At 70.7% G+C, this 25,658-nt stretch carries 19 protein-coding genes and 1 pseudogene; 10 read left to right on the forward strand and 10 right to left on the reverse strand.

Annotated features, from left to right (window positions below):
• Positions 1 to 77: 77 nt before the first annotated feature.
• The 4 genes from K7396_RS30545 to K7396_RS30560 all read right to left on the reverse strand — a co-directional run bounded on the left by K7396_RS30545 (position 78) and on the right by K7396_RS30560 (position 8,505).
• Positions 78 to 3,980: a polymorphic toxin-type HINT domain-containing protein gene (locus K7396_RS30545; RefSeq protein ID WP_158101068.1), complete on the reverse strand. Its 3,903-nt coding sequence runs from the start codon at positions 3,978 to 3,980 to the stop codon at positions 78 to 80.
• 259 nt (positions 3,981 to 4,239) lie between these two features.
• Positions 4,240 to 6,129, reverse strand: coding sequence for a trypsin-like serine peptidase (locus tag K7396_RS30550; protein WP_143589000.1), 1,890 nt, complete (start codon positions 6,127 to 6,129; stop codon positions 4,240 to 4,242).
• A gap of 95 nt (positions 6,130 to 6,224) precedes the next feature.
• Complete coding sequence (locus K7396_RS30555) at positions 6,225 to 7,760, reverse strand: S1 family peptidase (RefSeq protein ID WP_223660245.1); 1,536 nt, start codon at positions 7,758 to 7,760, stop codon at positions 6,225 to 6,227.
• 148 nt (positions 7,761 to 7,908) lie between these two features.
• Positions 7,909 to 8,505: a hypothetical protein gene (locus tag K7396_RS30560; RefSeq protein ID WP_223660246.1), complete on the reverse strand. Its 597-nt coding sequence runs from the start codon at positions 8,503 to 8,505 to the stop codon at positions 7,909 to 7,911.
• 340 nt (positions 8,506 to 8,845) lie between these two features.
• Here K7396_RS30560 and K7396_RS30565 point away from each other — a divergent pair, with 340 nt between their 5' ends.
• A complete protein-coding gene (locus K7396_RS30565) occupies positions 8,846 to 9,271 on the forward strand; it encodes a DUF4231 domain-containing protein (RefSeq protein ID WP_223660247.1) in 426 nt (141 codons plus the stop codon).
• A gap of 131 nt (positions 9,272 to 9,402) precedes the next feature.
• Here K7396_RS30565 and K7396_RS30570 read toward each other — a convergent pair whose 3' ends face one another.
• From K7396_RS30570 to K7396_RS30590, 5 genes and pseudogenes are all read right to left on the reverse strand, one after another.
• The gene (locus K7396_RS30570) at positions 9,403 to 9,900 is read right to left on the reverse strand and encodes an NUDIX domain-containing protein (protein WP_086715277.1); all 498 of its coding nucleotides are present in this window, start codon (positions 9,898 to 9,900) and stop codon (positions 9,403 to 9,405) included.
• Positions 9,897 to 10,319 (reverse strand): MazG-like family protein, encoded by a 423-nt coding sequence (locus K7396_RS30575; RefSeq protein ID WP_223660248.1) that lies wholly within the window; start codon positions 10,317 to 10,319, stop codon positions 9,897 to 9,899. Before K7396_RS30575 ends, K7396_RS30570 begins: the two co-directional genes overlap by 4 nt.
• Entirely contained in the window at positions 10,316 to 12,655 is a 2,340-nt protein-coding gene (gene fxlM, locus K7396_RS30580) for a methyltransferase, FxLD system (protein ID WP_086715275.1), read from the reverse strand. The genes K7396_RS30575 and fxlM overlap by 4 nt, the downstream gene beginning before the upstream one ends.
• A gap of 61 nt (positions 12,656 to 12,716) precedes the next feature.
• Complete coding sequence (locus tag K7396_RS30585; RefSeq protein ID WP_223660464.1) at positions 12,717 to 12,872, reverse strand: hypothetical protein; 156 nt, start codon at positions 12,870 to 12,872, stop codon at positions 12,717 to 12,719.
• Between the two features lie 72 nt (positions 12,873 to 12,944).
• A pseudogene (locus K7396_RS30590) lies at positions 12,945 to 13,205 on the reverse strand (hypothetical protein); the annotation flags it as partial.
• A 470-nt stretch (positions 13,206 to 13,675) separates the two neighbouring features.
• On the opposite strand from K7396_RS30590, the gene K7396_RS30595 reads away from it, so the two are divergent.
• From K7396_RS30595 to K7396_RS30610, 4 genes are all read left to right on the forward strand, one after another.
• Positions 13,676 to 13,909, forward strand: coding sequence for a hypothetical protein (locus K7396_RS30595; protein WP_143588998.1), 234 nt, complete (start codon positions 13,676 to 13,678; stop codon positions 13,907 to 13,909).
• Between the two features lie 663 nt (positions 13,910 to 14,572).
• The gene (locus K7396_RS30600; RefSeq protein WP_152105066.1) at positions 14,573 to 15,235 is read left to right on the forward strand and encodes a DUF4255 domain-containing protein; all 663 of its coding nucleotides are present in this window, start codon (positions 14,573 to 14,575) and stop codon (positions 15,233 to 15,235) included.
• A complete protein-coding gene (locus K7396_RS30605; protein ID WP_152105065.1) occupies positions 15,232 to 17,346 on the forward strand; it encodes an ATP-binding protein in 2,115 nt (704 codons plus the stop codon). Before K7396_RS30600 ends, K7396_RS30605 begins: the two co-directional genes overlap by 4 nt.
• Positions 17,347 to 17,455: 109 nt before the next feature.
• Positions 17,456 to 18,079, forward strand: coding sequence for a phosphotransferase (locus K7396_RS30610; RefSeq protein WP_086721605.1), 624 nt, complete (start codon positions 17,456 to 17,458; stop codon positions 18,077 to 18,079).
• Positions 18,080 to 18,083: 4 nt separating this feature from the next.
• On the opposite strand, the gene K7396_RS30615 is transcribed toward K7396_RS30610, so the two are convergent.
• The gene (locus K7396_RS30615; RefSeq protein ID WP_086721606.1) at positions 18,084 to 19,436 is read right to left on the reverse strand and encodes an RICIN domain-containing protein; all 1,353 of its coding nucleotides are present in this window, start codon (positions 19,434 to 19,436) and stop codon (positions 18,084 to 18,086) included.
• A gap of 275 nt (positions 19,437 to 19,711) precedes the next feature.
• Between K7396_RS30615 and K7396_RS30620 the strand changes: the two genes are divergently transcribed.
• The 5 genes from K7396_RS30620 (at position 19,712) to K7396_RS30640 (ending at position 22,911) form a co-directional block, all read left to right on the forward strand.
• On the forward strand, positions 19,712 to 20,062 hold the full coding sequence (locus K7396_RS30620) for a hypothetical protein (RefSeq protein WP_143589286.1): 351 nt from the start codon (positions 19,712 to 19,714) through the stop codon (positions 20,060 to 20,062).
• 56 nt (positions 20,063 to 20,118) lie between these two features.
• Positions 20,119 to 21,693, forward strand: a complete 1,575-nt coding sequence (locus K7396_RS30625) for a phage tail sheath family protein (protein WP_152105064.1) — start codon at positions 20,119 to 20,121, stop codon at positions 21,691 to 21,693.
• 71 nt (positions 21,694 to 21,764) lie between these two features.
• Positions 21,765 to 22,208, forward strand: coding sequence for a phage tail protein (locus K7396_RS30630; protein ID WP_018087540.1), 444 nt, complete (start codon positions 21,765 to 21,767; stop codon positions 22,206 to 22,208).
• Positions 22,209 to 22,354: 146 nt separating this feature from the next.
• Positions 22,355 to 22,756, forward strand: coding sequence for a hypothetical protein (locus K7396_RS30635; protein ID WP_107421259.1), 402 nt, complete (start codon positions 22,355 to 22,357; stop codon positions 22,754 to 22,756).
• Positions 22,753 to 22,911, forward strand: coding sequence for a DUF6760 family protein (locus K7396_RS30640; RefSeq protein WP_086721073.1), 159 nt, complete (start codon positions 22,753 to 22,755; stop codon positions 22,909 to 22,911). Before K7396_RS30635 ends, K7396_RS30640 begins: the two co-directional genes overlap by 4 nt.
• The last annotated feature ends 2,747 nt before the right edge of the window (positions 22,912 to 25,658 follow it).

Raw genomic sequence — 25,658 nt, forward strand, 5'->3', positions numbered from 1 at the left:
AATGTAGTCAAGCCATATGCGTGAGGTCGCCTCTGTACGTCAGCGAGCCTTTCACGGAGATCCACTACCGTCACTTCCTATCGCGGAGCCGGCTTGAAGACGAGGTCGTCGCCGTACTCAAAATTCGACCGGTACTGATCAATTGGCTCGCCCCGTCTCCCGGTTGTGGCATCGAATACACGGCCATCCTTGACGACGACGTCGTGGTAACCCCAACCGCTGTCGACACCACGATACTTGCCCAGTTGTGGTGCGCCGTACTTGTCGGTGATGCGCATGATGTCGCCTCCGATAACCGACTGGATGCGGTCTGCGACAGCTTCGCAGCCGCCCTTTCCGCATACCTGTGACGCAGGCTTTGGCTTCCAGAACTCGCCCAAGTCCGGGCCACAGTCGACATTGTGCACCAACACAGGCGTCTTACCTGCGAGTACATAGTACGTGTGCAGGTTGTCGACCGTCAGGTTGTACGTCCTGGCGTTTTTGGTGAAGGGACGATTCCCCGTGACCGTGACCGCGCCGCCATCGACGGTTCTCAGCGTCATGCCAGGACGCAAGTGGGCGGCTTCGGTCCAGGCGTTCTGTGAGGGCGACCAGAAGGGGTGCTCGTTGGTGGCGGTGAGGTGGCGGTTGCCCTTGGGGGTGGCGATGGTGAGTTCGTTGAAGTGTTTGTCGTGTTCCGTGACGATGAGCTCGGCGACGGTCTGCTTCCTTGTTCGACCGCTGACCGGGTCGGTGGCGATCACCTCGTCACCGGTCTTGATCGACTCGATGTTCTTCGTCGAGTGATCTGCCATGAGTACTTTGGTGCCGGCGAGGAAGCACTTGAAGCACTTCGCCTTTTTGGCGACCCTTGAGCCTTCAGCGATGTCTTCGATGCCCTCGCCGAGCTTCTTGAGGAGCTTCACCTTGCCGACGGGGAGGACGGATATAGCGAAGGCGGTGCATGCTCCGAAGGCGGGGTTTTTGATGCAGTCCCTGAGGTCGTTGAGTCCGGTGATTTCCCAGACCACGGCGGTGAGGGTGGGGTCGATGACGGGAGTGACGTCGCCGCCGGCCATCACGCAGGGCAGGAGCCCGGCTATTTCGTTGCCGGTGTGGGAGACGCAGTGGGGCTTCTTGGCCTTCTCCTTCTCCTGTTGCTTGCGGGCTTCTTCGGCCTTGCGGCGTGCTTCGGCCACCTCGCTCTCGCGCTTCTTCTTCACCTCCGTCCATGCCTGGGTGGCGAGGGTGGTGGCTTCCTTGGCGCTCTTGCCGGCGTCGAGTGCGGCGGCACGGGCGTCGTCGGCCGCCGACGTGGCGAGGTAGGCCGATTCACGCGCGTAGTTCTCGGAGAACTCGGCCTTCGCTGCCGAGGTTTCGGCATCGGCCGCGTCGCGGTCTGCCGTATTCGCGGCGTTGCGTGCGGTCTTGGCGGACTTGGCTGCCTCGGCGGCGCTGCCTTCTGCGCTGGTGGCGGACTTGTCGGCGTCGTCGGCGTACTGCTTGGCGAGGTTGGCGGACTTCTTCGCCCCGTCCGCGGCCTTGGCGGCGTCGTCCTTGGCGTCGGCGGCCTTGGCAGCGGCTTCCGCCGCCTTCCAGCTGTTGTACCGGGCCTTGGCCGCTACGCCGGAGGCTTCGGCGATCAGGCGCTGCATCTGCGCGATGTGGGTGCTGGCGAGTTTGTCCTTGCGGTCGGCCATGTACTGGCCGACCTGGACGAATTCGTGCAGCTCGTCAGCGGAGCCGGCCAGGGCGATCTTGGCGGCGGCCTTCATCTCCGGGCCGCCGTCGTTGACGAGCTTGGAGGCGATGACCTGCTCGTCGGAGTTCAGCGCCGCATACTGGCCGTTGCTGATGAACGCGGCGAGCACCTTGCCCTTGCCGTTGGCCAGTGCGGCCTTGGACGCCTCCTTCACGCCGGGGCCGCCGGCGTTGTTGATCTGGGAGACGCGTACGGCGTAGTCGGTGGCGGCCACGTCGTACTGACCGGTCGTGTAGAAGTCGCTGACCTGCTGGTCGGAACCCTTGAGCGCTTCTGCGGCACCCTTGCGCACGACCTCGTAGGGGCTTTGCGTGCTGAGCTGGGAGACCTGCTCGCGGATCTCGTCCTGAGCAGCCTGCTTCCACCCCGTGCGCAGGTACTCCAGAACCTCGTCGTCCGCGCCGGACAGGGCCCTGGCGGCTGCCTCCTGATGCCAGGGACCGCGGACCTTCAGGGCCTTGAGGGCGAGGGCGCGGCCCTTTTGCGCGAGGGCCTTGGTGTCGGCGTCGGGCTTGTCGGCCTCGGCAGCCAGTTCGGCTGCCGTGGTGTCCAGGGAGCGGGACTCGACCAGGCCGGCGGCGGAGGCGGAGGTGACAGAGGCGGTCTGTGCCGCGTGGGTCCGGGCCTGTTCGATGGCGGCGGCGGTACGGGTGGTCAGGTCCTCCGCCTCGGTCTCGCGGGCGATGGTGAAGACCTTCTTGGCCGTCGCTGCCGCCGACTCAGCCGCGTCCGCCGCCTTCTTGGCTGCACCTGCCTGCTTCTTTGCCTGCTCTGCCGCCTTCGCTGATTCGCCGGCGTGCTTGGCTGCTTCTTCTGCGGCCGCGGCGGCGTTGTCGGCATGTGTGGCCGCGGATTCCGCGGCGTCACGTGCCTCGTCGGCGGCGTTGGCGGACTTGCCGGCCAGGGCCTCGGCGGCGTTGGCTGCGCGGTCGGCCTCGTTGGCGTGGCGGCGGGTCTCCGCGGCGGCCGCCTTCGCCTCGCTGGAGTGCACGCCTGCGGCCTCGGCATAGCTGTTGGCCTCATCGGCGGCATCCGCCGCGGCGTTGGCGTTGCTGCTGGCGCTGCGGGAGGCCTTCGCGGCTGCGCCGGCGGCCAGTGAGGCGGCGCCGGCCTGCTTGGCCGCCTGTGCGGAGGTCCGAGCGAGGGTGGCCGCGGCGCGGGCCTTCTTCGCCATGTCCCTGGCTTCGCCTGCCCGGCCCGCGTCGTACGCGGCCGCGATGGAGGCGTTGTAGGCGTCGTTGGCGGCGTCGGCGGCATTGGCGGCTGCCGCGGCGGTCTGCGCCGCGGCGAAGGCGGCGATACGAGCCGAGCGGTTGGCGGCGTTGGCCGCGCTGATGGCCGTCTGCGACGCGGCAGCGGCAGCCCGGGCCGCGTCGGCGGCCTGCTTGGCCTTGACTGCCGCCCGCTGGGAGTCGTTCTTGGCGGCGTTGGTCTCCCGTGCCGCCTTCCGCGCGGCTTCCTTGGCGAGATCCGACGCCTCGATCGCACGCGTGGAGGCTTCCTGCGCCTTCTCGGTCGCGTCCTTGGCCCGCTTGCCGGCCAGGGTGGCCTGCTCGGTCAGCTGGGCGATGGTGGCATGTTCCTGGTCGCGATTGCGCGCGACGAACTGCCCCACCTCCAGGAACTCGGCGATGTCGTCGGGCGTGCCCTTGAGCGCGACCTTGCCGGCTGCCTTGACCGCCGGGCCACCCGAGTTGACGAGCTGCGAGACCTCGACCTCGTTGTCCGTCTCGCGCGCCGTGTACTGCCCCTCCGCGAGGAACTTCGCCCGGTCTTCAGCGGTGCCCTTCAACGCTGCCTTGCCGGCGTCCTGGACCCCGTTGCCCCCGAAGTTGATGACCCGGGAGACCTCGACCTGCTGGTCCTCCTCCAGAGGAGCTTTCCAGCCGTCCTTCAAAAACGTCCGCAGAGGTGCGGGGTTCTCCGAGGTGCTGTTCTTCAAGGCCGTTTTGGCGGCCTCGCGTACCGCGGGACCACCGGCGTTGAAGATCCGGCTCGCGTCGACATAGTCGTCGTCGAACTCGATGCTGTCCCTCTGGTCGAGGAACGCCTTGAAGTCCTGATCCGTTCCCAGAAGTGCCTGCTCGGCCGCTTCCTTGATCCCCGGACCGCCGTTCATCCATATGCCGACGACCAGTTCACGCATGAAGTGCAGGTCGTCGTCGCTGGTGTCCGCCGCGGCGGCGGACGGCCCTGCACCAACGAGTCCGGCCACCAGCGAGGCGGTCAGCAGCACGGCCCACGCACCACGGCGAGGCGTTCCGCTTCTGCTGGGTAAGGGTCCCTTCTTGAGGAGCCATGGGGCTCTCGCTGCGCTTGACCTGGGTAACATCCGGTCAGTCCTCTCCTGTCTTTTCATGGTGATCGGTAACGCCCCCAGTAACCAGAAAGTCCATTCGGCGAGGGGGCATGCGCGGACGTGCATCAAGGGGCGGGTAGTGCGCTGGGAGGGCCACGATGCTTGAAGAACGTCGATGTGTGCAGATCCCCCCGGCTCAAGGGCTCACGAGGACATGTTCGGCAGCCAGGGAGTTGCTGGTGGTGTCGGGATGGAGGGTGAGTTTCCCTCCCGGCCAGAGCGCGACGAGGTCGTTCTGACGGGTTGGGCCGCCGAAGGAGCCCGCAGTGGCCAGCAAGGCATCGCGCCAGGGGGACTTGGCGGGCATCAGCCGGTGCTCGCGCCCGAAGACTTCGGCGGCGATGTTCTCGTATGCGGTGACCTCGCCGTCGCTCCAGCGGACGAACAGATCCTGGTCTCCCGTTCCCGGGCGGAAGTCGGCCGCCGAGACGTCCCGCGCGTGCGGCCAGGTGGAGTCGGGCGGTTTGACGAGCTGCCGCTCGGCGTGCAGCCCCTTGGCGTCCACGTTCGTGTACAGGGTCACTTCGCCGTCGGTCCAGGTGACCATGAGGTCGTCGCTGCGCGTATTGCCACCGCCGAAGCGCCCGGCGGCCATCGTGCTCGCATGAGTCCAGGTGTCGTTGGGTGCCTTGAGTTCCACCTTGTCCGTCAGCTTGTTGGTTTCGTTGACGTCCTTGAAGAGGGTCAGTCTGCCGTCGGTCCAGCGGACCAGAAGGTCATCACTCGCGTCACCGGTGAAGTCGCCGGCGGTGATGACCGCGGCCTGCTGCCATGCCTTGTCCTTCACGAGCTGGATGTCCTTGCCGAATCCGTATGCGCCGTCGCCCGGGTAGAGGGAGAGTTCGCCGTCGGACCAGCGCACGATGAGGTCGCTGACGTTGTTGCGTACCGAGGACGTGTGGAAGCGGCCGGTTGTCATGACCCTTGCGTGGGTCCAGGTTCCGGCGGTTCCCATGGACGTGCCGGTGCCCGGATCCGGGTCCGACGGCTTCCCCGCGGCGGCCTGCCGGTAGAGCCGGAAGACGTCCTCGTCGAATTGAGACGTGTAGCTGGTGTGGTCGAAGAGGCCGCCGGTCTTGTAACCGCCGATGACACCGACGAGGTCGCCACGCCGGCCGTCGAAGTTCTCCAGGAAGGGACCGCCGCTGACACCGGTGCGGAAGCCGTCGCACTTGATTTCCATGAACCGGCCCTGGAAGGCGGTGGTGTCATTGGTGCACTGAAGAGGAGTCTTCTGGCCACCGGGGTAGCCGACGAGGGTCACGGCCTTGCGTGCGAGCTTCGCGGTGGGCACGGAGGTCAGTTCGTTGCCACGTCCGACGGCGTCCTCCAGGAGCTGGCCTCGGGTGTTCGGGCCGACATTCAGGAAGGCGAAGTCGAGGTCATCGTCGGGGGTGGAGGCTCGGTAGCGGGAATCCACCCAGATTTTGTCCTCCTGGACCGGGAAGATGCCGTAGGGCGCCTCCCCCGCCTGCCCGGAGGTCGAGGCTCCGGTGCGGTAGCCGGGCACGAAGGCGAAGTCGTGGTGGCGGCGGTCGCCCTTGAGGCAGTGCGCCGCGGTGATGACGAGGCTCTCGGTCGGCGAGGCCACCGCACTGGCGGTGCAGAACTGGTCCGCAGTGGCCGAGCCATCGGTGGCACGGATCAGGAACACGCCGACCGTGGCGATCCCCTCGGGGACCTGGCGGGACGGCTCGTTCGCCAGCGAACGCTTTTGGCGCGGTCCAGGCCCGGCCGGTGATGGTGTATCTGCCTTCTCCCGCGAGGCATCCACCGGAACGGCGGCACGGATGCGCTCCGGCGTCCAGTACCGCTGCGCCTCCCGCGCCTTCTCGGCCTGTTCCTGACTCATGCCGTGCACATGATCGCGGCCTTTGCCGGACTGAACGGTGACGGGGCTCGCGATGGCGGGCACGGGGCGGGGTGAACTCGGCCCCGCGTGGGAGAGAGCGGCCGCCGGGGCGGTGGCGGCCAGTAGTGCGCACAGGGCCACGGCGGTGGCGCGCATCCACGGTATGCGTCTCATGAAGTTTTCCGTTGCGGCGTCGGGGCGGGAAGGGTCGGCGGAGCCGCGTGACGCGGCGGGGAGCATTCCGTCCCGTCGCGTCACGCGGCGTCGGCTCATTCGACGATCTTGATTTCCTGGTGTGTTCCCGCGGCGTCCACACCCGGGTAGAGGCTGACCGTGCCGTTGGCCCATCTCACGATCACGTCGTCGGCCCGGTCATTGGCGACGAACGCACCAGCGCTCATCACGGTCGCATTGGTCCAGTAGGACTTCTGAGGACGGACGTTGATCTCGCCGTGGAGTCCGGCCGTGTCGACGCCTGGGTAGAGGGTGGCTTCGCCGTCCGACCACCGCACCAGCAGGTCCATGGTCTTCTTGCCGGTGAACTCTCCGGCGCTGATCTGGGTGGCGTGCGGCCAGGTGGTGTTCTTGTTGACGAGTACCTTCTGGGCCTTGTCCGCCACGCCGTTGGTGTCGAGGTCGGGGTGGAGGGTGACGCGGCCGTCGTCCCACGTCACCAGCAGGTCGTCCCGCTGCTGGTCGGCCGAGTAGCGGCCCGCCGTGATCTGGGTGGCGTGCGGCCAGAGGGTGTTCTTGGCCTTGGCGAGCTGCTTCTCGCCGTGGAAGCCCTTGGCATCGACGTGGGTGTACTGGGTCAGCTCTCCGTCGCTCCAGCGCACGACCAGCCCGTCGGTGCCGCCGCCGAAACTGGCACTGGTGATCTGCGTGGCGTACTGCCAGATGCTCTTCTCGCCCGGCTTCGGCGGTTCGGCCAGCTGGTATTCGGCGGAGAAGGGGTGGCGGGGGTCCTTGTCGTCGGAGCCCTGGTAGAGGGTGACTTCCGCGTCGTTCCAGCGCACGATCATGTCCATGTGCCGGGTGCCGCCGGCCGAGCCGCCGGTGAAGTACCCCGAGGCGATGTGGGTGGCCTTCTCCCACGGAGCGGCGGCGAAGGTGGGGCGATAGCGGACCTGCTGCACCCAGGCGCCCAGATCATCCACCCGGGCGTCGACAGCGCCGGTGCGAGTCTCGGAAGGGTCCGTGCCCAGACAACCGCCCTGCCAGGACGTGCTGTTGACAGCGGCCACCTCGACTCGGCCACCGCTCTCCCGCAGTGCCGGTCCGCCGGTGTCGCCCGGGCACACGGCCGCGCTCTTGCCGGTGATCTCCAGCTTCCCGTCCTGCACCGCGTCGACCGTGAAGGCGGCCGCGTGCAGCTTGTCGGGCACCCACTCGGTCTTGGTCCGCCCAAAACCGATGACCTTCAACTCCTCGCCCTGCGCGGGAGGAGCCGAGGCGACGGCCACGGGCGTGACGCCGCTGACCGGCTTGGCCAGCCGGGCCATCACCACATCGCGCCCCGGATACGGCACGACCTGGGTGACGTCGGAGACCGTTCCTGCCGAACCGCTCAGGTCGGTCCGGCCGACGGTCGCCGTGGTCTTCCACTTGGGCGCGCCCTCGGTGACCTTCGGGCTCTTGGGGTCGTCGGCGAAGCAGCCGGCAGCGGTGAGCACCCACTGCTTGTCCACCAGCGCACCGGAACAGCTGCGCTTGCCGTCACCGATGTCGAGCTTCACGGCGAACGTGTAGGTCCCGCCCGAGACGGCGGTGCCACCGGCGACTGCATACGCCGGCACGCCCGCCATGAGGGAGGCCGTGCATAACCCTGATATCCACGCGGTGCGCGAACGTCTGCCCATCACTGACACTTTCTGTTCGATCGAGGAGGGGCGCAGTTTCGGGCACGCTCAACAGCGTGCCCTGCCCACTTGTTGGAGCTGCCGCCGGACGGCGTCAGCTGGTGACGCGGAGTTCCACAAGGACCGAGCGCTTCTCGGAGCTGCCGGACTCGCCCAACGGCTTGTAGTCGTCCTTGGGCGCGTTGACGACGGTTTCCTTCCCGTCAGCGGTGATCGTGGCCTGCACCGGATGCCCCACGGTCCACATGCCGAATGTGTCGGCCAGTTCCATGGCCAGGTAGCCCTTGGTGCCACGGACCGAGAAGCAGAATTCCTTCGCGCCGGTACGGGACTTGACCATGATGTTGTAGGCGGAGTCGCAGCCGGTCAGCACGATGTGACCGTCGCCCCGCTTCAGGGAGATCCCCTGATCCTTCAGGATCCGCGCGGCGTCCGGGTAGCCGAAGTCCTCGACCGCGGAGGGCATCTCGGTTGCGGCCGCGGGCGGCGGATCATCCTGCGGGGCGGCCTGCGCAATCGTCAGGCCGGCCATCGCAACCGACAGCGACATTGCGCCAACAAGGCCAGCTAACAGCGCTTTTCGGGCATGAGGTATCACTGCGGCGTCCTTCTGGTCAAAGGGGTGGATGTCAACATGTGTCGTTGCAGTGAAGAAGTAAAGCATATGTAAGGCATGTGTGAACGTGTTCATGACTCGTTCGTGACGACGGTTGCCAACTTTCGCCCGCTCGCCCGCCCCTGATGCATGTCTGTCGTGCCTGCAGCCGTTGCTTGAGCGGGCTCTTCGGGGGGCTGTGTTCGGCTGATTGATAGTGGTTCGGTGTTATCTCTTCGACTGCGCGAGGCGCCGAGCAGCCTTGCTGTTTCCCGTAGTGGGGGCCATCGACCGGCGATGCCTGGGAACCGCGCGATGCCGGGGTAGCGTCTGCGGGGGAGAGCTGAAAGGTGGCGTCAGAGCTTTGGGGGACGGCGGAGTGCAGCCAGGCAGCGGACCCGATGTCGGCCATAGCCCGAGGGACGTAGCCGCCCACTTGCTGGACAAGATCCGCCAGGGCAACGACTACGCCCGCGGCAAGAAGAAACGGTTCGGACGAAGCGCCTCCCTCACCAAGGTGGCGACACTTGTCCTGTCCGCTGCGTCCACCGTCATCCTGGGTCTGCAGGATCTCAACGCGTGGGCTGGTCTGGCCCTGGCCTGTGTGGCACTGGTGACGCTGCTCGGAGCCGTCGAGCCGTTCTTCAACTGGCGCTCCCGATGGGTTCTGATGGAGGAAGCGCAGCACCGGTTCCAGCGCCTTGCCGATGACCTCGAATACCTCATGGCATCGACGCCCGCCGACGCGCTCACGACCGATCAACTGGGCGAGATCTTCGGTCGGTATCAGGCGATCTGGGACGACCTGAGCCGCACGTGGCTGGAGCATCGCCGGGAACCCGCGCCGTCGAACGATGTCTAGAGGCGTGCGTCCGTAGGATGCGGCCCGGCCAAACCCACGGATCGTTTCCGAACGGCTCACGGAGTCACCTCAAGGCCGCCATGGTGACGCCGGGCAGGGAGCCGGCCGCACGCTGCCGGCTCCCCTTGCGGCTACGGCAGAGTGGTTTGCTCCAGGTAGCACGCCGCCCCGGTGCGGCGGGCCCGGGCGACCGCGTCGAGCCGGGCGAACGACTGCGGGGAAATGTCCTTCCGCCAGACGTCCAGTGGCTTGACGGCGACCTCGGTGTGCTCTTCCGGGTCCAGGACGATGCTGTCGATCTGCTGCCGGGTCAGCCGGCCTCCGTCGAAGATGAAGCCGATCTTGTGGGTGGTCCATTGCCCGAGCGGGGGCAGGAAGTGCACGGCCAGGAGGCATGGTGCGACAGTGAGACGCAAGCCGGTCTCTTCGCGGCACTCGCGGAGGGCGCACTGCCAGGGAGTTTCGCCCGGGTCCATGTTGCCGCCGGGCCACTGCCACAGGTCGGGGTTGCGGGCGGCGCGCAACTGGATCGGTTGGTCGGCCTCGTCGGTGACGAACAGGCACCCGTAGACGGTGGCTTTGGGCAAGGTCGCGATGTACTGCTCGGGAGGCAGCCAGGTGCCGCTCATGCCGGCTCCTTCGGGGACGGACGGTCGGCGGCCGGCGCACCGGGAAGGAACTTGGCTGCCTTCGCGGCCAGTTGGCGCCGGAGGTACTGCTCGGCGTCGTCGGGGCGCATGCGGGCGAGAGCGACCATGCCCGTGATGATGACGTCGGCGACTTCGGCGAGGACGTCCTGCCAGGTGTGGCTGTCGCCCTTGCGGGGGTTGGTGCCGCGGGCACCGATGACGGCCTGGGAGGCTTCGCCGGTCTCCTCGGCGATCTTCAGCACTTGCAGGGTCCACTGCTCTGCCTGATCCAGGCCGCGGGCGTCTTCGTGGGCGTCGAAGCGACGGGCAAGACGGAGGATGGTCTCCCAGACGTCTTCTTCCGCCGGGCCGGGACCCGCCGCCGACGGCGGCGGCGTCTGCTTCGTCCTCGTGGTCATCGGCTCCCTCCCGCCTCTGTGAGGACCGCGGTTTCGACCGTGGACCGTGCGGCGGGGTGCCGGCTGCCCGGCCACTGGAAGACCAGACGGGAGGATGCCTTGTCCAGGACGTGGCCGGTGGGGAGTCCGTGGTCGGGAGTGCCTGCGGGGTGCACGGTCATCTGCGGGTAGCCGGTCCCGCGGACGTGCTGGTCCCAGGACCGTACGCAGGCGGCCATCCGCTCTGCCTGCTCGGCGCAGGCCGGTCCGACGGCGTGGACGATGAACTCGGAGCGGCGCTCTTCAGGCGTCTCTCCTTCCTTGACCAGGACGTGAGTGAGGTAGGCGAGCGAGCCGTCCGCGACGGTGGCGGCGGCGTCCGCGCCGCGCGGCAGGTCGGCCAGAGCGGTGTCCGGGGCGCCCGTCAGTCGGCAGAATCCCCGGAGGGTGGTGGCCGCATAGAGCTGGAGGGTCTCGAAGGACTCCATCCCCGCGACGGTGACGCCGGTGGGCAGTTCATGTCGCGGGCCTCGCCATGCGTCCTCCAGACCGGCGGGATCCGGGGGTGTGCCGTCCTCGTGGCGCAGCTGGAGTTCGCCCCCGGCCAGGGCGGTGGCCGGGGTGGTGCGGGCGGCGGCCCCACGGTCGCGGACGAACCCGCAGTAGGTCCAGTCCCGTGCGTGCAGTACGTCTCCGTGCCGCTGGAGTGCGATGGCGCGGGTATAGCCGTGGATCTCCAGCGGCAGCACCAGATACCGGCCTTCGGCGAGCTGCTCTCGCCAAGCCGGGGAGAGGTCCCAGCAGTTGTGGGTGATCACGCTGCCGTCGAAGCCACCGCGCGGCAGGTGCCCGGGTGCGCCCCGGCCGCCGTCGCCGAGCAGCACCGTCACCTGTCCGCGGCCGGCCTCCGCGGTGAACCGCCGGGTGCGCTGGACGACGTACGGGTCGAGGTCCACGGTGACCACGCGCCCGGCCGGTCCGACGACGTCGGCGATCAGTTCGGCGTTGTAGCCGCCGGAACCGGCCTCGAATACCGTCATCCCGGGCTCCAGGCGCAGCTTCTCGATCATGCCGGCTTGCAGCCAGGGCGCGCTCACCGAACTGACCGCCGTCCCCGACTCGTCCCGGCTGGTGACCACGGCAAGATTGTCGTCGTAAGCGGTCCGCAACGGGCTTTCCGGGGTGAACCGGTGTCGCGGCACCGTCCTCAGCGCCCTTTGGACCGCGGCGGAGGGCGCCCGGCCTCCGGAAACGACGCGCTCGGCCATCTCCTGCCGCAGCCGGACCGCTTCGGCCGGTTCGCCGCCGACAGCCGGGGGCGCGTCCGCGTGCGGGTAGGAGTGCACCGGTGGCAGGCCGGGCAGGACGCCGGGCCAAACCGCTTCCAGTGCGTGGGCGGTGGGCGTGAAGAGGGCGCCGAGGCCGGAGAGGGCGTGCAGGTCGTGCCATTCCCACCGCCGGAACCGGTGTGGTTCGGGCAGGGCGGGTGTCCCGCCCCACGCACTCATGCGGACCACCGCGGACAGGCGCCGGACGTCCGCCCTGTCGTCGTGGAGGACGGCCAGCAGGTGGGCGTCGCCGATGCCGGCCGTCAGGCCGGTCTCCTCGGCCAGCTCCCGCACGGCCGCCGCCGGGAAGGACTCTCCGGCCTCGACGCGCCCGCCGGGCAGCTCCCACATGCCCCGCGTCGACCGGCCGAGCAGCACGCGCCCGGAGCCGTCGGTGACCACCGCGCACACACCGACGACGGACTGCGGCTCCGGCCTGCCCTTCTCCACCGCGGCGAAGTCACGGGCGGGGCCGCGCAGCACGAGGAACGCCAGGCCCTCCGCGTCGAACCGCTCCACCTGCGACCAGCCCTCCGCCAGCAGGCTGATCTCCTCCTCGTCCAGCGCGATGTGCCGCCGCTCCTCGGGCGTGGTCGCCACCACCGGGGTGATCACCACCAGCGCGCCGCCCACGTGCAGGCGGGCGGCGAGGCTGTGCAGGACCCGGCTGCGGTCGTGCAGGAAGGGGAACACCAGGCGCAGGGTGATCAGGTCGTAGCCGTCGTCGCTCAGCTCTGCGGGATCGTCGCGCTCGAAGTCCAGGCACAGCCACCGCACCCGCACGGCGTTCGCGCGTTCCTTCCGGGCACGCGTCAGGGCGCCCTCGGCGAAGTCGACCGCATCGACGGTGTAGCCGAGTCCGGCGAGGAAGACGGCGAGTTCGCCGGTTCCGCAGCCCAGCTCCAGAGCGCGCCCGCCGTCCGGGGCGGGCGCGTGCCGGGTCAGCAGGTCTCTCTCCGCGTCGCGGAGCGGACGGAAGCCGCGATCGTCGTCGTAGTGCCGGGACCAGTCGGCTCGGTCGTATGCCACGGGGCACTCCTAGTCAGCGGTGGTGTACGGCGGTTGGGGAGCAGGGAGGCACGGCATCAGGTCAGATGCGGTGGCTCCGCCGGGTATCCGGCACCTGGGGAAGCCAGGCGACCGCGTCGTCACGGAAGCTCTGGTCGACCGGCACGAGGCCGGAGGCGTCATCCAGCGCCGAGAGAGTGATCGCGATGCCGCCGGCCCCGTCGTCGAGCGCGCACAACTGGCTGCCGCAGTCCGGGCAGACGCCGCGCAGACCGGCCTCCTCCCATAACTCCCGTCTGGCCGTGTCCTCCAGGGACCGGTCCCCCGGTTCACGGCCGCCGCCGAGCAGGGACCATGACCCTGGCTCCCAGGTGCCGGGATGTCGTCCCGCAGGTGCAGCAGGTATGCGCCCGCTCCGTTGTGAATCAGAGTCGAAGCGTTCGCCCGCGGCGGTTGGCCGGTCGGGGCTGCGTCGGTCTGTGTGGTCTGTTCGGTCATGGATGCCCCGTCCTTGCTTCGGAGTGGGAGACCACGGAGGCGGCCTGGTGGCCGGCCGTTGGCGGGTGGGCATCGGGGCCCAATTGCCTTCGAGAGTCCTGAGTTGCTGCTGCGAGCCAGTCAGTTACACGATCGAGGAGGCCCGCCACCAGGGACATGAGCTGCCGCAGTTCGATCCGAAGGGGGAAGCGCGAGGACGTACCGAGGGCTCATGGCGTCTCCGGAGGGAGCCTTGATGGGTACAGGTGCTCTAAAGAACGGCCCTTTTCGCTCCCCGTAACGGGTGAAGAGGGAGCAGATCGTGGACGGGTGTTCCCTTTGATGGTGAAGGGCAGGCGAGGCGGGGCACCCCTCCCCGCCGCCCCCGCGATGGCCGTGCTTCGAGGTCTCCGGGGGCGGGCTCAGGCTCTGGGGCCTGTCGGGAGGGCGGTCTGATATGGGGGCTCTTGCCGGATATTGGGTTGATCATCGTCTTGTTCTGTTTTGGGAGGTTACGTGTATCCTCCTCAGAGGCAGATCCCGAGCGTCATGGGACTGGGAGGCATGATGAAGAAGATCATCGCGATAGCGTTCGTCACCGCACTGTTCGGCGCCGGCAGTGCCGGTATTGCCTCTGCGGCCTCGGCTGAGCCAGGGCCCCCGCCGGGTCGTGGCATCGTCACCACGACGTTCCACTGCCCCTCCCCGCGCGGCACCTTCGCGATCACGGCGGACCCGTGGGTGATGGGTCAGTACGAGTGGTATTACGGCGGGCAAGGCTGCACGTACAGCACGTAGCCGTCGGCGCCCTCGGCGCCTTCCGTTCCGGTCCTGCTCCGGACTCCGATTCCTCCGGCCTTCTCCGGGCCTCCCACTGGCACACGCCGAGGCACTCGGGTGTGCGCGGTTGGGCACGTTCCGGTCGAGGGGATGCAGGGCTCGGTGCGCCCGTGGCCCCGTTTGCCTGCACACCCGGGCACCTGCGCACTCGTGCACGGCGTTGCGGGTGCGCGTGATCTGTACGGGCCCGAGCCCCTGACCGCCGTAGAGTACGGAGGACGGGACCTGACCGGAGCCATCGGGCCTTCCTGCGGCGGCAGTTGTGGGCGGTGGCGTGCGGATGGGGCGCGGTTTCGGCGGTGCGTGGCGGTCGGCCTTCGCACGGGTCGCCTTGATGGCGGCGAGCGGCGCGGTGGCCCGCGTGGGGGCGTCGAGGGGCCGGGCGTTGGTGGGTGCCCGAGAAGGCCGGTCGTCGGGAACGAAACGCACCGCGCATCGGCCGTCAGGAATGTTCTGGGTGGCTTGATGGCGTGGCTGTTGCTGCGTTCTTGCGCGTATGCCGTCGCGGACGCACTAGGGGAGGGATGGAGATGTATCTGATGAGTTCCGGAGCAGGTGCGGGGCCGGGGGAGAGGGCGGGCGCGGCGGATCATGTCGCCGGCCGGGGCCGGGGGTGTGGTCATGATTCATGAGGTGGATGAGGCGCTGCGGCGGGTGCTGCGGGCGGGGGCGTTGCCGGACGGGGCGGGGGATGTCGCGTTCGAGGCGCCGAGCCGTGACTGGGCGGCGCGGCGCAACACGCCCACGCTCAACGCGTATCTCTACGACATCCGCGAGAACGTGGCCCGCCGTGAGCGCGGGGCGATCGCCGAGCGGGATGCGAGCGGCATGGTGGTGCGCCGGCGTCAGCCGCCGCGCTGGTTCCGGCTGTCTTACCTGGTCACGGCGTGGACCAGCCGTCCGGAGGACGAGCACCGGCTGTTGTCGGCCGCGCTGGGCTGCCTGCTCGGGCAGGAAACCCTGCCCCCGGAGGCACTGACGGACGCCCTCCGGAACCTGGAGGCGACCATCCCGATCACCGTTGCGGTGCCGCCCGCCGAGTCGCGCTCGATCGCCGACATCTGGTCCGCGCTCGGGGGCGAACTCAAACCGTCCCTGGATGTGGTGATCACCGTGCCCTTCCCGGTCACGCCGTCGTACGAGGTGGCGCCGCCGGTCACCCAGGGCGCGGCGGTGGTCGTCCGGAGCGTGGACGGCTCGCCGGACGACTCGCGGCTCCGGATGCTCCGGTCGGCTCCGGACGGTGCGCCGTCGGGGACGGGCTCCCGCGAGGGCGAGCGGTGAGCGGCACCACGGTGGGGGGTACGGCAGGGCCTGGGGGCGCGAGTGGTGCGTTGCTGGGGCGGCTGGCGGTGCTGCGGGAGGGGGTGGCGGCGCTCGTCGAGCGGCGGAGCGACGGTGATCCCACGGCTGCGGATCCGCTGCGCGGGCTGTATGTGACGGCGGAGACGGCACGGCGGCTGGCCGCGCGGCCTTCGCCGGCCGCCTCGGGTGAGATGCCGGAGGACGAGGCGTGGGTGGGGGAGGCGGCCGGGCTCTCGGTGGATCGGGTCGGGGTGCTCGCCGGGCGGTTCGGGCTGTCAGGGCTGGATCTGCGGGTTCTCCTGGCCGCACTCGCGCCTGACGTGGACCGGCACTTCGAGCCGCTCTACGGCTACCTCAACGACGATGTCGGGCGCCGTCGGGCCACCGTCGCCCTGGCGCTGGAGCTCGCCGGCACCGGCCCGCACGAGCCCGCGGCGCGTGCCCGGTTCCATCCCGCGGCGCCGTTGCGGTCCGGTGAGCTGCTCGTCGTCGAGGAGGAGGACCGGCCGTTGCCCAGCCGGGCGCTGCGGGTGCCGGAGCGGGTGGTGGCCCATCTGCTGGGGGACGACGGGCTCGATCCCGAACTGTGGGGTGCGGGAGTGGAGTTGCTGCCGCCCGGGGCGGGTGCCGGGGCGGGCCCGGACGCCGCCGGAGGTGGTGACGAGCGCGCGTTCTTCGGGCGGCTCGCCGCGCTCGTGGGGGAGCGGCCGATCGCCGTACACCTGCGGGAGCGGCGGGCCGGGGCCGTTGCCGGGCCGGTGACCGATGAGGTGCGGCGCGTCGGGCTGCCCGTATTGCGGTACCGGCCGGACGGCAGCCAGGACGGCAGTCACGGAGACGGTGCGGGGCGGCCGGTGGGTGCGCTGGTGCGCGAGGCGCGGTTGCGGGGGGCGGTGCTCGTCGTGGGGCCGCTGCCGGAGCGGGCCGGAGGGCTCGTACGGGCGCTGGCGGGGCGGGAGGTGCCGGTGGTGTTCTTCGGGAGCGAGCCGTACGACCCCGGGTGGGCCCCCGAGGCCGGCCTGCTGGCGCTGGACGCGCCGGACGGGGCGGTGGCGGCGGCCGATGTGTGGCGTGCCGAACTGGGCGCGGTGAGCGATGCGGCCGGTCTCGGTGCCGTGGACGGGGAGTTCGATCTCGGGGCGGCCGTGGCGCCGTACCGGCTGGCCGCCGGGCAGATCCGCCGGGCGGCCCGTGCGGCCGGTGCTCTCGCCGCGTTCGACGGGACGCCGCTGACCGCCGCCCACGTCCAGCGCAGCGCGCGTCAGCAGTCCGCCCCGCTGCTGGACCGGCACGCCCGGCGCGTCCGGCCCGCCGTCGGCTTCGACGGGCTGGTGCTGCCGTCCGAGCCGCTGGGGCTGCTGCACGAACTGGTGCAGCGGGCCCGGCACCGGGAGCAGGTGCTCGGCGGGTGGGGGCTGCGTACCGGCGGGGGCAGGGGCAGGGGTGTGGTGGCCCTGTTCGCCGGGGAGTCCGGCACCGGCAAGACGCTCTCCGCCGAGGTCGTGGCCGGTGAACTGGGCCTGGACCTGTATGTGGTGGAGCTGTCCGCGGTGGTGGACAAGTACGTGGGGGAGACGGAGAAGAACCTGGAACGGATCTTCTCCGAGGCCGACCGCACGGACGCCCTGCTGCTCTTCGACGAGGCCGACGCCGTCTTCGGCAAGCGCTCGGAGGTCAAGAGTTCGCACGACCGCTACGCCAACCTGGAGAGTGCGTATCTGCTCCAGCGGCTGGAGGCGTTCGACGGGATCGCCGTGCTCACCACCAACCTGCGGGCCAACATCGACGACGCGTTCACCCGGCGGCTGGACCTGGTGGTCGACTTCCCGTTCCCGGACGCCGAGCAGCGGATCGCGCTGTGGCGGTCCTGCCTGACGGCCGCGCCCTGTGCGGACGACCTCGGACTGGACGCCTGCGCCAAGGAGTTCGAGCTGTCCGGCGGGGCGATCCGCTCGGCCGCGGTGACCGCCGGCTACCTGGCCGCGGGCCGTGGCGAGCCGGTGTCGGCCGAGGACATCCGGGCCGGGGCGCGGCGCGAATACCGCAAGATGGGGCGGCTGGTGCCGGACGCGTCACCTTTGTGGGACTGAGCCGCCTGGCCGTCCGCGTCACGTCAGCGGGCACGAGCGTCCCGGGTGGCCGGGCGGCCCGCCCCGCTGGGAGGCAGGGCGGGCCGCCACGGTGCCTACGCTGACGCGCATGGACCAGAAGACGGAGCCGGAGACCGAGAAGGACCCGGAGACAGACCCGGAGCTGGAGCCGGAGATTCCGTTGGCCGGGGGCCGGATCACAGAGGGTGTGGTCCGGGTCGGGGACACGGTGCGGCGGCCGGTCGGGCCGCATTCGCCGTTCGTGCACCGACTGCTCCGGCATCTGGCGGACACCGGCTCCGACGCCGCGCCGAGGCTGCTCGGGATCGACCCCAGGGGCCGCGAGATCCTCAGCTTCCAGCAGGGGGCGACCGTGACCGAGTTCCGGGCCCGTGACTGGTCGCCGGCCCAGATCTCCGCCGCGGCGCGTCTGCTGCGCCGGCTGCACGACGCGACCGCCGGCACGCCGGTCGCGGGCGGCGAGGAGACGGTGTGCCACAACGACTTCTCCCCGCTCAACGTCGCCTTCGTCGACGGCCTGCCGGTGCGCGCCTTCGACTTCGACCAGGCCGCCCCCGGCCCCCGCACACGTGACCTCGCGTACGCCGCCTGGCTGTGGCTGCTCGGCGCCGACATCGCCGGGCCGCTCGACCATCAGCTGGCCCTCCTGCGTACCTTCCTCGACGCGTACGGGCCGGCGGACGAGCGCCGTCGGGGCCGCCGGGCCCGGTGACGGCTCACGGACCGTCGGAGATCTTCCAGTCCTGCTGTTCGTTGGGCCCGTCGGAGCACTGCCAGGTGATGGCGCCCTTGTCGTTCTGCATGTCGGTGAGGCACTCGTTGTTGGACATGTTGACGATGCGGGTGCGGCCGTTGTCCGTGTCCTCCAGCCGCCACTTCTGGTGCTCGCCGAGTTTGCCCGACTCCAGGTTCTCCGCGGAGACACCCTCGATCTGGACCTGGTTGGTGTTCTCCTTCAGGTCGACGACGCTGCCCGGTGCGCTGGCCGCCTCCAGGGAGACCGAGTTGTTCTCGGGGTAGTGATGGATGATCCACCACTGGTTGCGGCCGAACTCCTCGCCCGTCCACCGCGGGTTCTGGCCGACCTGTGTGCCGTCCTCCTGACCGCCCTGGTTGACCTGGAGGTACCAGCCTTCGCCCGAGGCGTCCCGGATGGTCTGGGCCTGGGGACCCTCGTCCTTCTGCTCGTCGCCGCCCTCGGGCTTTTCGTCCTTCGGCTCCTGCGGGGGAGGCGCGGAGGGGGAGGGCTGCTCGGGCGGCGGCGAGGGCGCCGGTTTCGTGGGCTGCTCGATGGGGCGTCCGACGGGGCCGGGCTTGTCCTTCGCGCTGGTGGCCACCGAGGGCTGGGCCGTGAACCACAGCGCCACGAAGGCCAGCGTCGCCGCCAGCAGCAGCGAGCACACCGCCATCGCCCAGCGCGGCAGGACGGACGGCTGGACGTAGGTGCCGCGCAGTTCGGCCGGCTCCGGTACGCCGGCCCGCAGCGCCGAGACCGTGAAGGGATGTTTGTTGGTGCCGCCGACCCAGCTGACCCGACCGGGGCGGATGTTGAGCCGGGCGAAGGCGGCGCGCCCCGGGGCGACCTGCACCGAGCTCGGCACGGCCTCGACGGAGAGCGCGTCCCCGTTCTCCCGGCCGGAGAGCGAGACGGTCAGCGGCTGGTTGCCGAGGTTGTCGATGGCGACCGCCGCTTTGGCGCGCCATCGGCCCTGCACGGTCAACGGGACCAGTTCGCTGCGGAGTTCGGTGAAGGTGCCGACCGTCACCTGCCCCTCGACCACATCGCGGATCTCGGGGTGCTCGGCCGGCTCGACGCGGATGCCGAAGGGCGTCGGCCCGGCCACGGCGTCCGGTGTCCGCGGGGGCGCGAAGACGACCTCCGCGGTGCCCTCCGCCCCCGGATAGAGCCGCAGCACGTCCGGCTCCACCCGCGTCCACCCCGCGGGGTCGCCGGCCGGCCGCAGCCGGTACTCCTCGACGGTGTCGCCCGTGTTGCGGATGCGTAGCCGTACGCGCGCGACGGAACCCGGGTCGACGGTGATCGCGGCCGGTTCCAGTGAAGTCCACATACTCACCCGGGCAGTCAACCCGTCCGGCGGGCGCGGGTCAGTGTCCGAACGGGCAGAGCCAGGGGCAGAGGCGGGTGTCCCGATGGCCGGTCACGCGGCGAGCGGCGCCCCTCGTGCCCGAACGGGCAGGCGCCCTGCCCGTGGCGGGGCCCGTTCGTCTCTATGGCCGGGCGCGCCCGCCCGCCAGGATCGAAAGCGTAGAAGCGGCACAAGAGCGGCAGCGGTGACCGGCAGCGAACAGCGCCGGTCGGCAGTGAGCGGGACGGGGGATCGACATGCGGGCACAGGACCGGCGGCAGGAAGCCGGAGGTGAGCGCCCGGGGGCGGCGCACGCGGCGTGTCCGGTGGCCCCGGCCGCTGCCGGGACGGCCCGCCGGACGGCCGGGGCCGGGGAGGCCCGGCACGTTGTTCAGCGCACCCGGCCGGTCGCGGGCACCGACCGCGGCGACGGGGCCGGTGCCAGGGTCTTCGAGCGCTCCGGCCGGTCCGAGCGGGAGGCGCAGGCGCATGCCCCGCGGGCGATGAGCCGCCGCACCGCGCCCGTGCGGCACACCGAAGAGCCGTGGCGCACCGCGCAGCCGGGGTCGTCGAGGCCCGTGCACATCCCGTACGACGTCTCCCCCTGAGCGCGATGCCGCCTCCGCCCTCTTTCCACCCTCATGCCTACTAGGAGCAACGTCCCATGCCCAACTACCTGTCGCCCGGCGTCTACGTCGAGGAGGTCGCCAGCGGATCCCGGCCCATCGAAGGCGTCGGAACGTCCGTTGCCGCCTTCGTCGGGCTGGCGCCCACCGGCCCGCTGAACGATCCGACGCTGGTGACGAACTGGTCCCAGTACGTGGCGGCCTTCGGGGAGTTCACGGACGGGTACTACCTGGCGCATTCCGTGTACGGCTTCTTCAACAACGGCGGGACGGCGGCGTACGTCGTACGCGTGGGCGGTGCCCCGGACGGCACGGAACCCGCCGCGGCCGTACAGAGCGCGCCCAGGGCGCTGACCGCCGGGGAGCCGGTGGCGCTGGGCACCTTCAAGGTCGCCGCGATCGCGCCCGCTTCCGCCGGCGGGGCGCTCTCCGTCGAGGTGCAGGACGCCGAGGGCGAGGGCGGCGCCGACCGCTTCAAGCTGGTCGTCAAGGACGGCGACAAGGCCGTCGAGAGCTTCGACGTCAGCGCGAAGAAGAGCGCCCGCAACTACGTCGTCACGCAGGTGAAGCAGCGCTCGAAGACGATCGTCGTCGAAGAGGCCGCCGCGGCCGCGCAGTTGACGAAGCCGGACGCCCAGAGCGTCACCCTGGCCCCGCCCGCCCCGGCACCCGCAGCCCCCGCGGCGTCCGGCGCCGTCGAGCGGCTGGACTCCGGCCGGTTCATCGGCGACTCCGCCGACCGCACCGGATTCGGCGGCCTGGAGGCGCTCGACGAGGTCAACATGGTCGCCGTACCGGACCTGATGGCCGCCTACCAGCAGGGCCTGATCGACGAGGAGCAGGTCAAGGCCGTCCAGCTCGGGCTCATCGCGCACTGCGAGCTGATGGGCGACCGGATGGCCGTCCTCGACCCGCCGCCCGCCCTGAACGCCCGTGACATCCGCAAGTGGCGCCAGGAGATCGCGGGGTACGACTCCCGGTACGCCGCGCTCTACTACCCGTGGATCAAGGTCTTCGACCCGACCTCCGGCCAGTCGCGCATCGTGCCGCCGTCCGGCCACATGGCCGGCGTGTGGGCCCGCAACGACAGCGAGCGGGGTGTCCACAAGGCGCCGGCCAATGAGATCGTCCGCGGGGCGGTCGATCTGGAACTGCAGATCACCCGTGGTGAGCAGGACCTGCTCAACCCGGTCGGGGTGAACTGCATTCGCGCCTTCCCCGGACGCGGAATCCGGGTGTGGGGCGCGCGGACCCTGGCGTCCGACCCGGCGTGGCGCTACCTGAACGTCCGGCGCTACTTCAACTACCTCGAAGAGTCGATTCTCATCGGGACCCAGTGGGTGGTGTTCGAGCCGAACGACGAGGCGCTGTGGGCCCGCATCCGGCGCAACATCTCGGCGTTCCTGGTCAACGAGTGGCGCTCGGGCGCACTGTTCGGGCAGCGGCCCGAGGACGCCTTCTACGTCAAGTGTGACGCCGAGACCAACCCCGTCGAATCCGTCGACCTGGGACGGGTCGTGTGCGAGATCGGCATCGCGCCGGTCAAGCCCGCCGAATTCGTGGTCTTCCGGCTGGCGCAGTTCTCCGGCGGCGGCGGGGAGCTGGAGGAGTAGCCCTCCGGGTCTCTCCCCCTCCGCTCCTCTCCCGAACCGACATCCCTTCACCGCAACAGGAGTAAAACCCCGTGTCCCTTCAGCCCGGTGATGCTCTCACCTCACACAATTTCGGCCTGCAGATCGACGGTGTGATGGTCGAATATCTGCAGGAGGTCAGCGGCCTGACCATGGAACAGGACGTCATCGAATACCAGCAGGTCTCGGCGGACGGAAAGCCCGTCGTGAAGAAGATGCCCGGCACGAAGAAGGCCGGCGAATGCACGGTGACCCGCGGTATGACGCAGAGCGGCGCGTTCAGCGAATGGATCAACAAGTCCATCGCGGGCGACATGGGTTCGGCCCGTAAGAACGCCACGATCATGATGATGGACTACCAGAACAACCCGGTGAAGCGTTACAACATGCGCAACGCCTGGTGCAGCAAGGTGGAGACCAGCGGGGTCAAGGCGGGCGACGCGGCCGCACTGACCGAGCAGGTCACCATCGTCTTCGAAGAGCTGGTCATCGAATAATGCGGCGCGCAGGCCCGGGGGCGCAGACGGCCACCACGGCGAACATGGCGAATGCGGCGGGCGCGGCAGGGGCTCCAGGCACGACGAGCACGGCGCATGCGTCCGGGCCGGCGGGTGCGTCGCCTGGAGTGAGTTCGTCCCCTGCCATGGATGCATCCCGTGCGGCCGGTCGTGAACCGCTGCGGACGGAATTCGAGTTCGAGCTGCCGCGCGGATTCGTGGACGAGTCCGGCACCGTCCACCGCAATGGCGCGATGCGTCTGGCGACGGCACGGGACGAATTGATTCCGCTGCGGGACGTCCGCGTACGGGAGAACCCGGCATACCTGTCGGTCGTGCTGCTGGGCCGGGTCATCACCCGGCTCGGCACGCTCGGGTCCGTGCACGACGGCACGGTGGAGAACATGTTCGCCTCCGACCTTGCCTTTCTGCAGGACTTCTACCGGCAGATCAACGCCGAGGGACACACCCGCGCCGCCGTGGCCTGCCCGCACTGCGAGGAGTCCTTCGAGGTGGAGCTGGCCGGGAGCCGCCTGGGGGAATCGTGACGTACGCGACCGATCGGATCGAGGAGGAAGTTGCCTACCTCGCCTACCACTTCCACTGGGGGCTGGACGACATTCTCGACCTCGAACACGCCGACCGGCGCGCGTACGTGGCGCAGAGCGCGGCCCTGGTCGAACGGGCCGAAGGGAAGCAGTGACGGGGATGGGCATGTTCGGGTGGCTGCGGGGGCCACGGAGCGCGCGCGGCGCGGAGCGGCCGGCTGCGCCGGAGGGCGCGGCGGCGGCGATGGATGCCGCGGCCGGGAGCGAGGGGATCGGCGGGAGTGAGGCGGCGCAGGGGATCCGCAGGGGGCCGGTGGGTGGCTGGGCTGCCGTGCCGCCGGTCCAGAGGGTCCTGGGGGCGCCCCGTACCGTCGCGGAGACCGGCTTCGCCGCGTCGTCGCTGAGCGCGCACCGCGATCCGTCGTTCGGCGGCGAGTTGGGGCACGACGTGCGTGCCTCGGCACCTGGCGGGACGCTCCGGGGTGTCCTCACGCCGGTTCCGGTGACGGGTGCCGGGGCCCCTGGCCGCCTTGAACTGCCGGCCCTGCGACTGCCGGTGGTGGGGCGGGGGAGCGGGGAGGCGGAGACCGGAGGGGCCGGCGACTCCGGAGAGTTCGGTGTGGTGGGCAGGAGCGGTGGATTTCCGGGGGCGGTTGGTGCTGGGGCGGCGGGTTCGGCGGGTGCTGGGCCGATGCGGCGTGCGACGGGCGTGCAGCGTGTGCGGGCGGTGACGCCTGAGGCGTTGCTGTCGTCGGCTGCGACTTCGGCTTCGACTTCCGCTGCGACTGCGATTGCGGCTTCGACCTCGGCTTCGACGTCGGCTTCGGCTGTTGCGTCGCCTGTGGCCGGGGAGCCGTCGGCGTCTTCCGCGTCGTCCGGTTCCTCTGCGTCGTCTGTGACCTCCGCGTCGTCCGTGGCGTCTGCCGCCTCCACGGGGGGCGCGGCGGCTGTGTCGGCGGCGGGCTCTGGGGCGCCTGTGCCGGTGGGCAGGGCGCGGGGAGCGCGGCGTCCCGCATTGATGTCGGCGCCCCGGGCGGTCGGTCTGCCGGTGCGTCGGGTGGCGGTGGTGGGCCGGGCCCAGAGCCCTGCGGAGCCGGCGTCCGCGGCACGGGGTGCGGCGGAGCCGGCACAGGACGCGGCGGCGCCGGCGTCCGCCGTGGCGGTGCCGCCCGTTGGTGCAGAGCCGGGGCCCCTGGCCGATGACCGGCCCCCAGCTGTCCCGGGCCCGAATCCCCCGTCGGGGCCCGGGACACCCGCCGCGGCCTCCGGGAACGCAGCGGAGTCGTCGGCCCCCGTCGCCGCCCGCCCGGAGAACGCCGGGCGGGCAGTGCAGCGACGGCCGGCCGTGCGCCGGGTACGCCGCTCCGCCCCGGAGTCGGGAGCCGCTCCCGCGGTGGCCCCCGACGGGAGCGGCCCTGAGCGGGGTGCCGGCCCCGTGGCCGCATCGACGAGTCCGGCCGGTGGTGAGGACGTTCCGTCTGCGCCGGCTGCAGGGTCGCCTGCACCGGTGGTCCAGCGGCTTGCTACGTCCCCGGCGGTGGCGCCGCCTGGTCCCGCCTCGGTGCCCGGTCCCGCTTCGGCGTCCGGTCCTGTTTCGACACCTGCGCCTACGGCCGCGTCCGGGGGAGTGCAGGCGTCCGGGCCTGCGAACGCGGCTGAGCCTGCGAGCGCCTCCGGGCCTGCGCGCGCGCCGGGGGCTGTGACTGCGCCTCGGTCTGCGCCTACGCCTGCGCCTGCGCCCGGGACGGTGTCGGTGTCCCGGGCGATGCCCACGTCCGCGCCGGTGCAGGCGTCTGCCCCTGTGCAGATGCCCGGGTCCCCGGCCGTGTCGGGACCCCTGTCGGCTTCCGTGCCTACGGCCGCACCCGAGCCTGTGTCGTCATCCGCGCCCCCTGCCGTATCCGTGCCTCCGGTCGAATCCGGGACCCGCGCGGCATCCCCGGCTGCGTCCACGTCCCCGTCCGCTCCGCGCGCCATCGGGCCGGGCGCGCAGGAGAGCCGGACGGAGCGTCCTCGAACTCGTCCCGCTGTGCAGCGTTCTACGGCAACACCGACTCCACGTCCGGGACTTGGGGCTCCACTCCAGCCGCCCCGTCGGCCCGTCCAGCAGGAACGGCTGCCCGGGTCCGCCGGACGGGAAGCCACCACATCGCGGACGGAGGCAGCAGGTATCGGGATGACGTCCCAAGGAAACCCCACTGCCCCGGTGTCCGCTGCCCCTGTGCCTCCTGCCCCGGGCGACGAATCCGTCCGTAGGCCGGCGCGCTCCGCTCCGGCGGATGACCGTCCGGTGGCGCCGCAACGATCGGCGAGGACCGACGTGCCCCCGGTACGGGCACGCAGCACAGGAGACGCGCCCTCGGGAACGGCGCCCCATGCTGAGGGTGCGTCCTCAGCACCGGTACGCGGCGTCGAGAGGGGTACCCCGCCACCGGCACGCGCTGGTCGGCGACGGCCGTTGATCGGCGCACCGCTCAAGCCTGGTGAGCCGTCGGGAAGTGCCGCGACGCCGGCGGCCGTGCAGCGTGCGACCGCCGCGCCGGCCACTCCTGCGCGCAATCGCCATGCCGTCCGCCCGTCCGGTCCCTCCGATGGCGGGTCCGTCCCTGTGGAGGCAGCGTCGGACGCCGCCGGGCGGGCTGCCGTACAACGCGTCGCCACGCCTGCTGCGACGCGCCCCACGCACGGTGGGGCGGACGCGTCGGCGCCTACGCCGCAGGCGCGGTCCGGCCTCGCGGCACCCGCGACTCCCGTACCGGCGCCGGCCGAGCCGATGGCCGAGCCGACGGCCGTGGCGACGAACCGGGGCGGTGCCGGGGTTTCCGTGCCCGGGACGCGGCCCTTGCCACGTACGCCGGTTGAGGATCGGCCGACCGAACGAGGCCCGCTGCCGGGTGTGCGG

Source organism: Streptomyces angustmyceticus (assembly GCF_019933235.1).
Taxonomy (GTDB): domain Bacteria; phylum Actinomycetota; class Actinomycetes; order Streptomycetales; family Streptomycetaceae; genus Streptomyces; species Streptomyces angustmyceticus.

Coding starts and splice junctions, on each gene's coding strand:
- K7396_RS30550 (WP_143589000.1), bottom strand. CDS start 6,129: ATGAGACGCATACCGTGGATGCGCGCCACCGCCGTGGCCCTGTGCGCA.
- K7396_RS30555 (WP_223660245.1), bottom strand. CDS start 7,760: ATGGCGGGCGTGCCGGCGTATGCAGTCGCCGGTGGCACCGCCGTCTCG.
- K7396_RS30560 (WP_223660246.1), bottom strand. CDS start 8,505: ATGAACACGTTCACACATGCCTTACATATGCTTTACTTCTTCACTGCA.
- K7396_RS30570 (WP_086715277.1), bottom strand. CDS start 9,900: ATGAGCGGCACCTGGCTGCCTCCCGAGCAGTACATCGCGACCTTGCCC.
- K7396_RS30575 (WP_223660248.1), bottom strand. CDS start 10,319: ATGACCACGAGGACGAAGCAGACGCCGCCGCCGTCGGCGGCGGGTCCC.
- K7396_RS30595 (WP_143588998.1), top strand. CDS start 13,676: ATGATGAAGAAGATCATCGCGATAGCGTTCGTCACCGCACTGTTCGGC.
- K7396_RS30600 (WP_152105066.1), top strand. CDS start 14,573: ATGATTCATGAGGTGGATGAGGCGCTGCGGCGGGTGCTGCGGGCGGGG.
- K7396_RS30610 (WP_086721605.1), top strand. CDS start 17,456: ATGGACCAGAAGACGGAGCCGGAGACCGAGAAGGACCCGGAGACAGAC.
- K7396_RS30615 (WP_086721606.1), bottom strand. CDS start 19,436: ATGTGGACTTCACTGGAACCGGCCGCGATCACCGTCGACCCGGGTTCC.
- K7396_RS30620 (WP_143589286.1), top strand. CDS start 19,712: ATGCGGGCACAGGACCGGCGGCAGGAAGCCGGAGGTGAGCGCCCGGGG.
- K7396_RS30625 (WP_152105064.1), top strand. CDS start 20,119: ATGCCCAACTACCTGTCGCCCGGCGTCTACGTCGAGGAGGTCGCCAGC.
- K7396_RS30635 (WP_107421259.1), top strand. CDS start 22,355: ATGGATGCATCCCGTGCGGCCGGTCGTGAACCGCTGCGGACGGAATTC.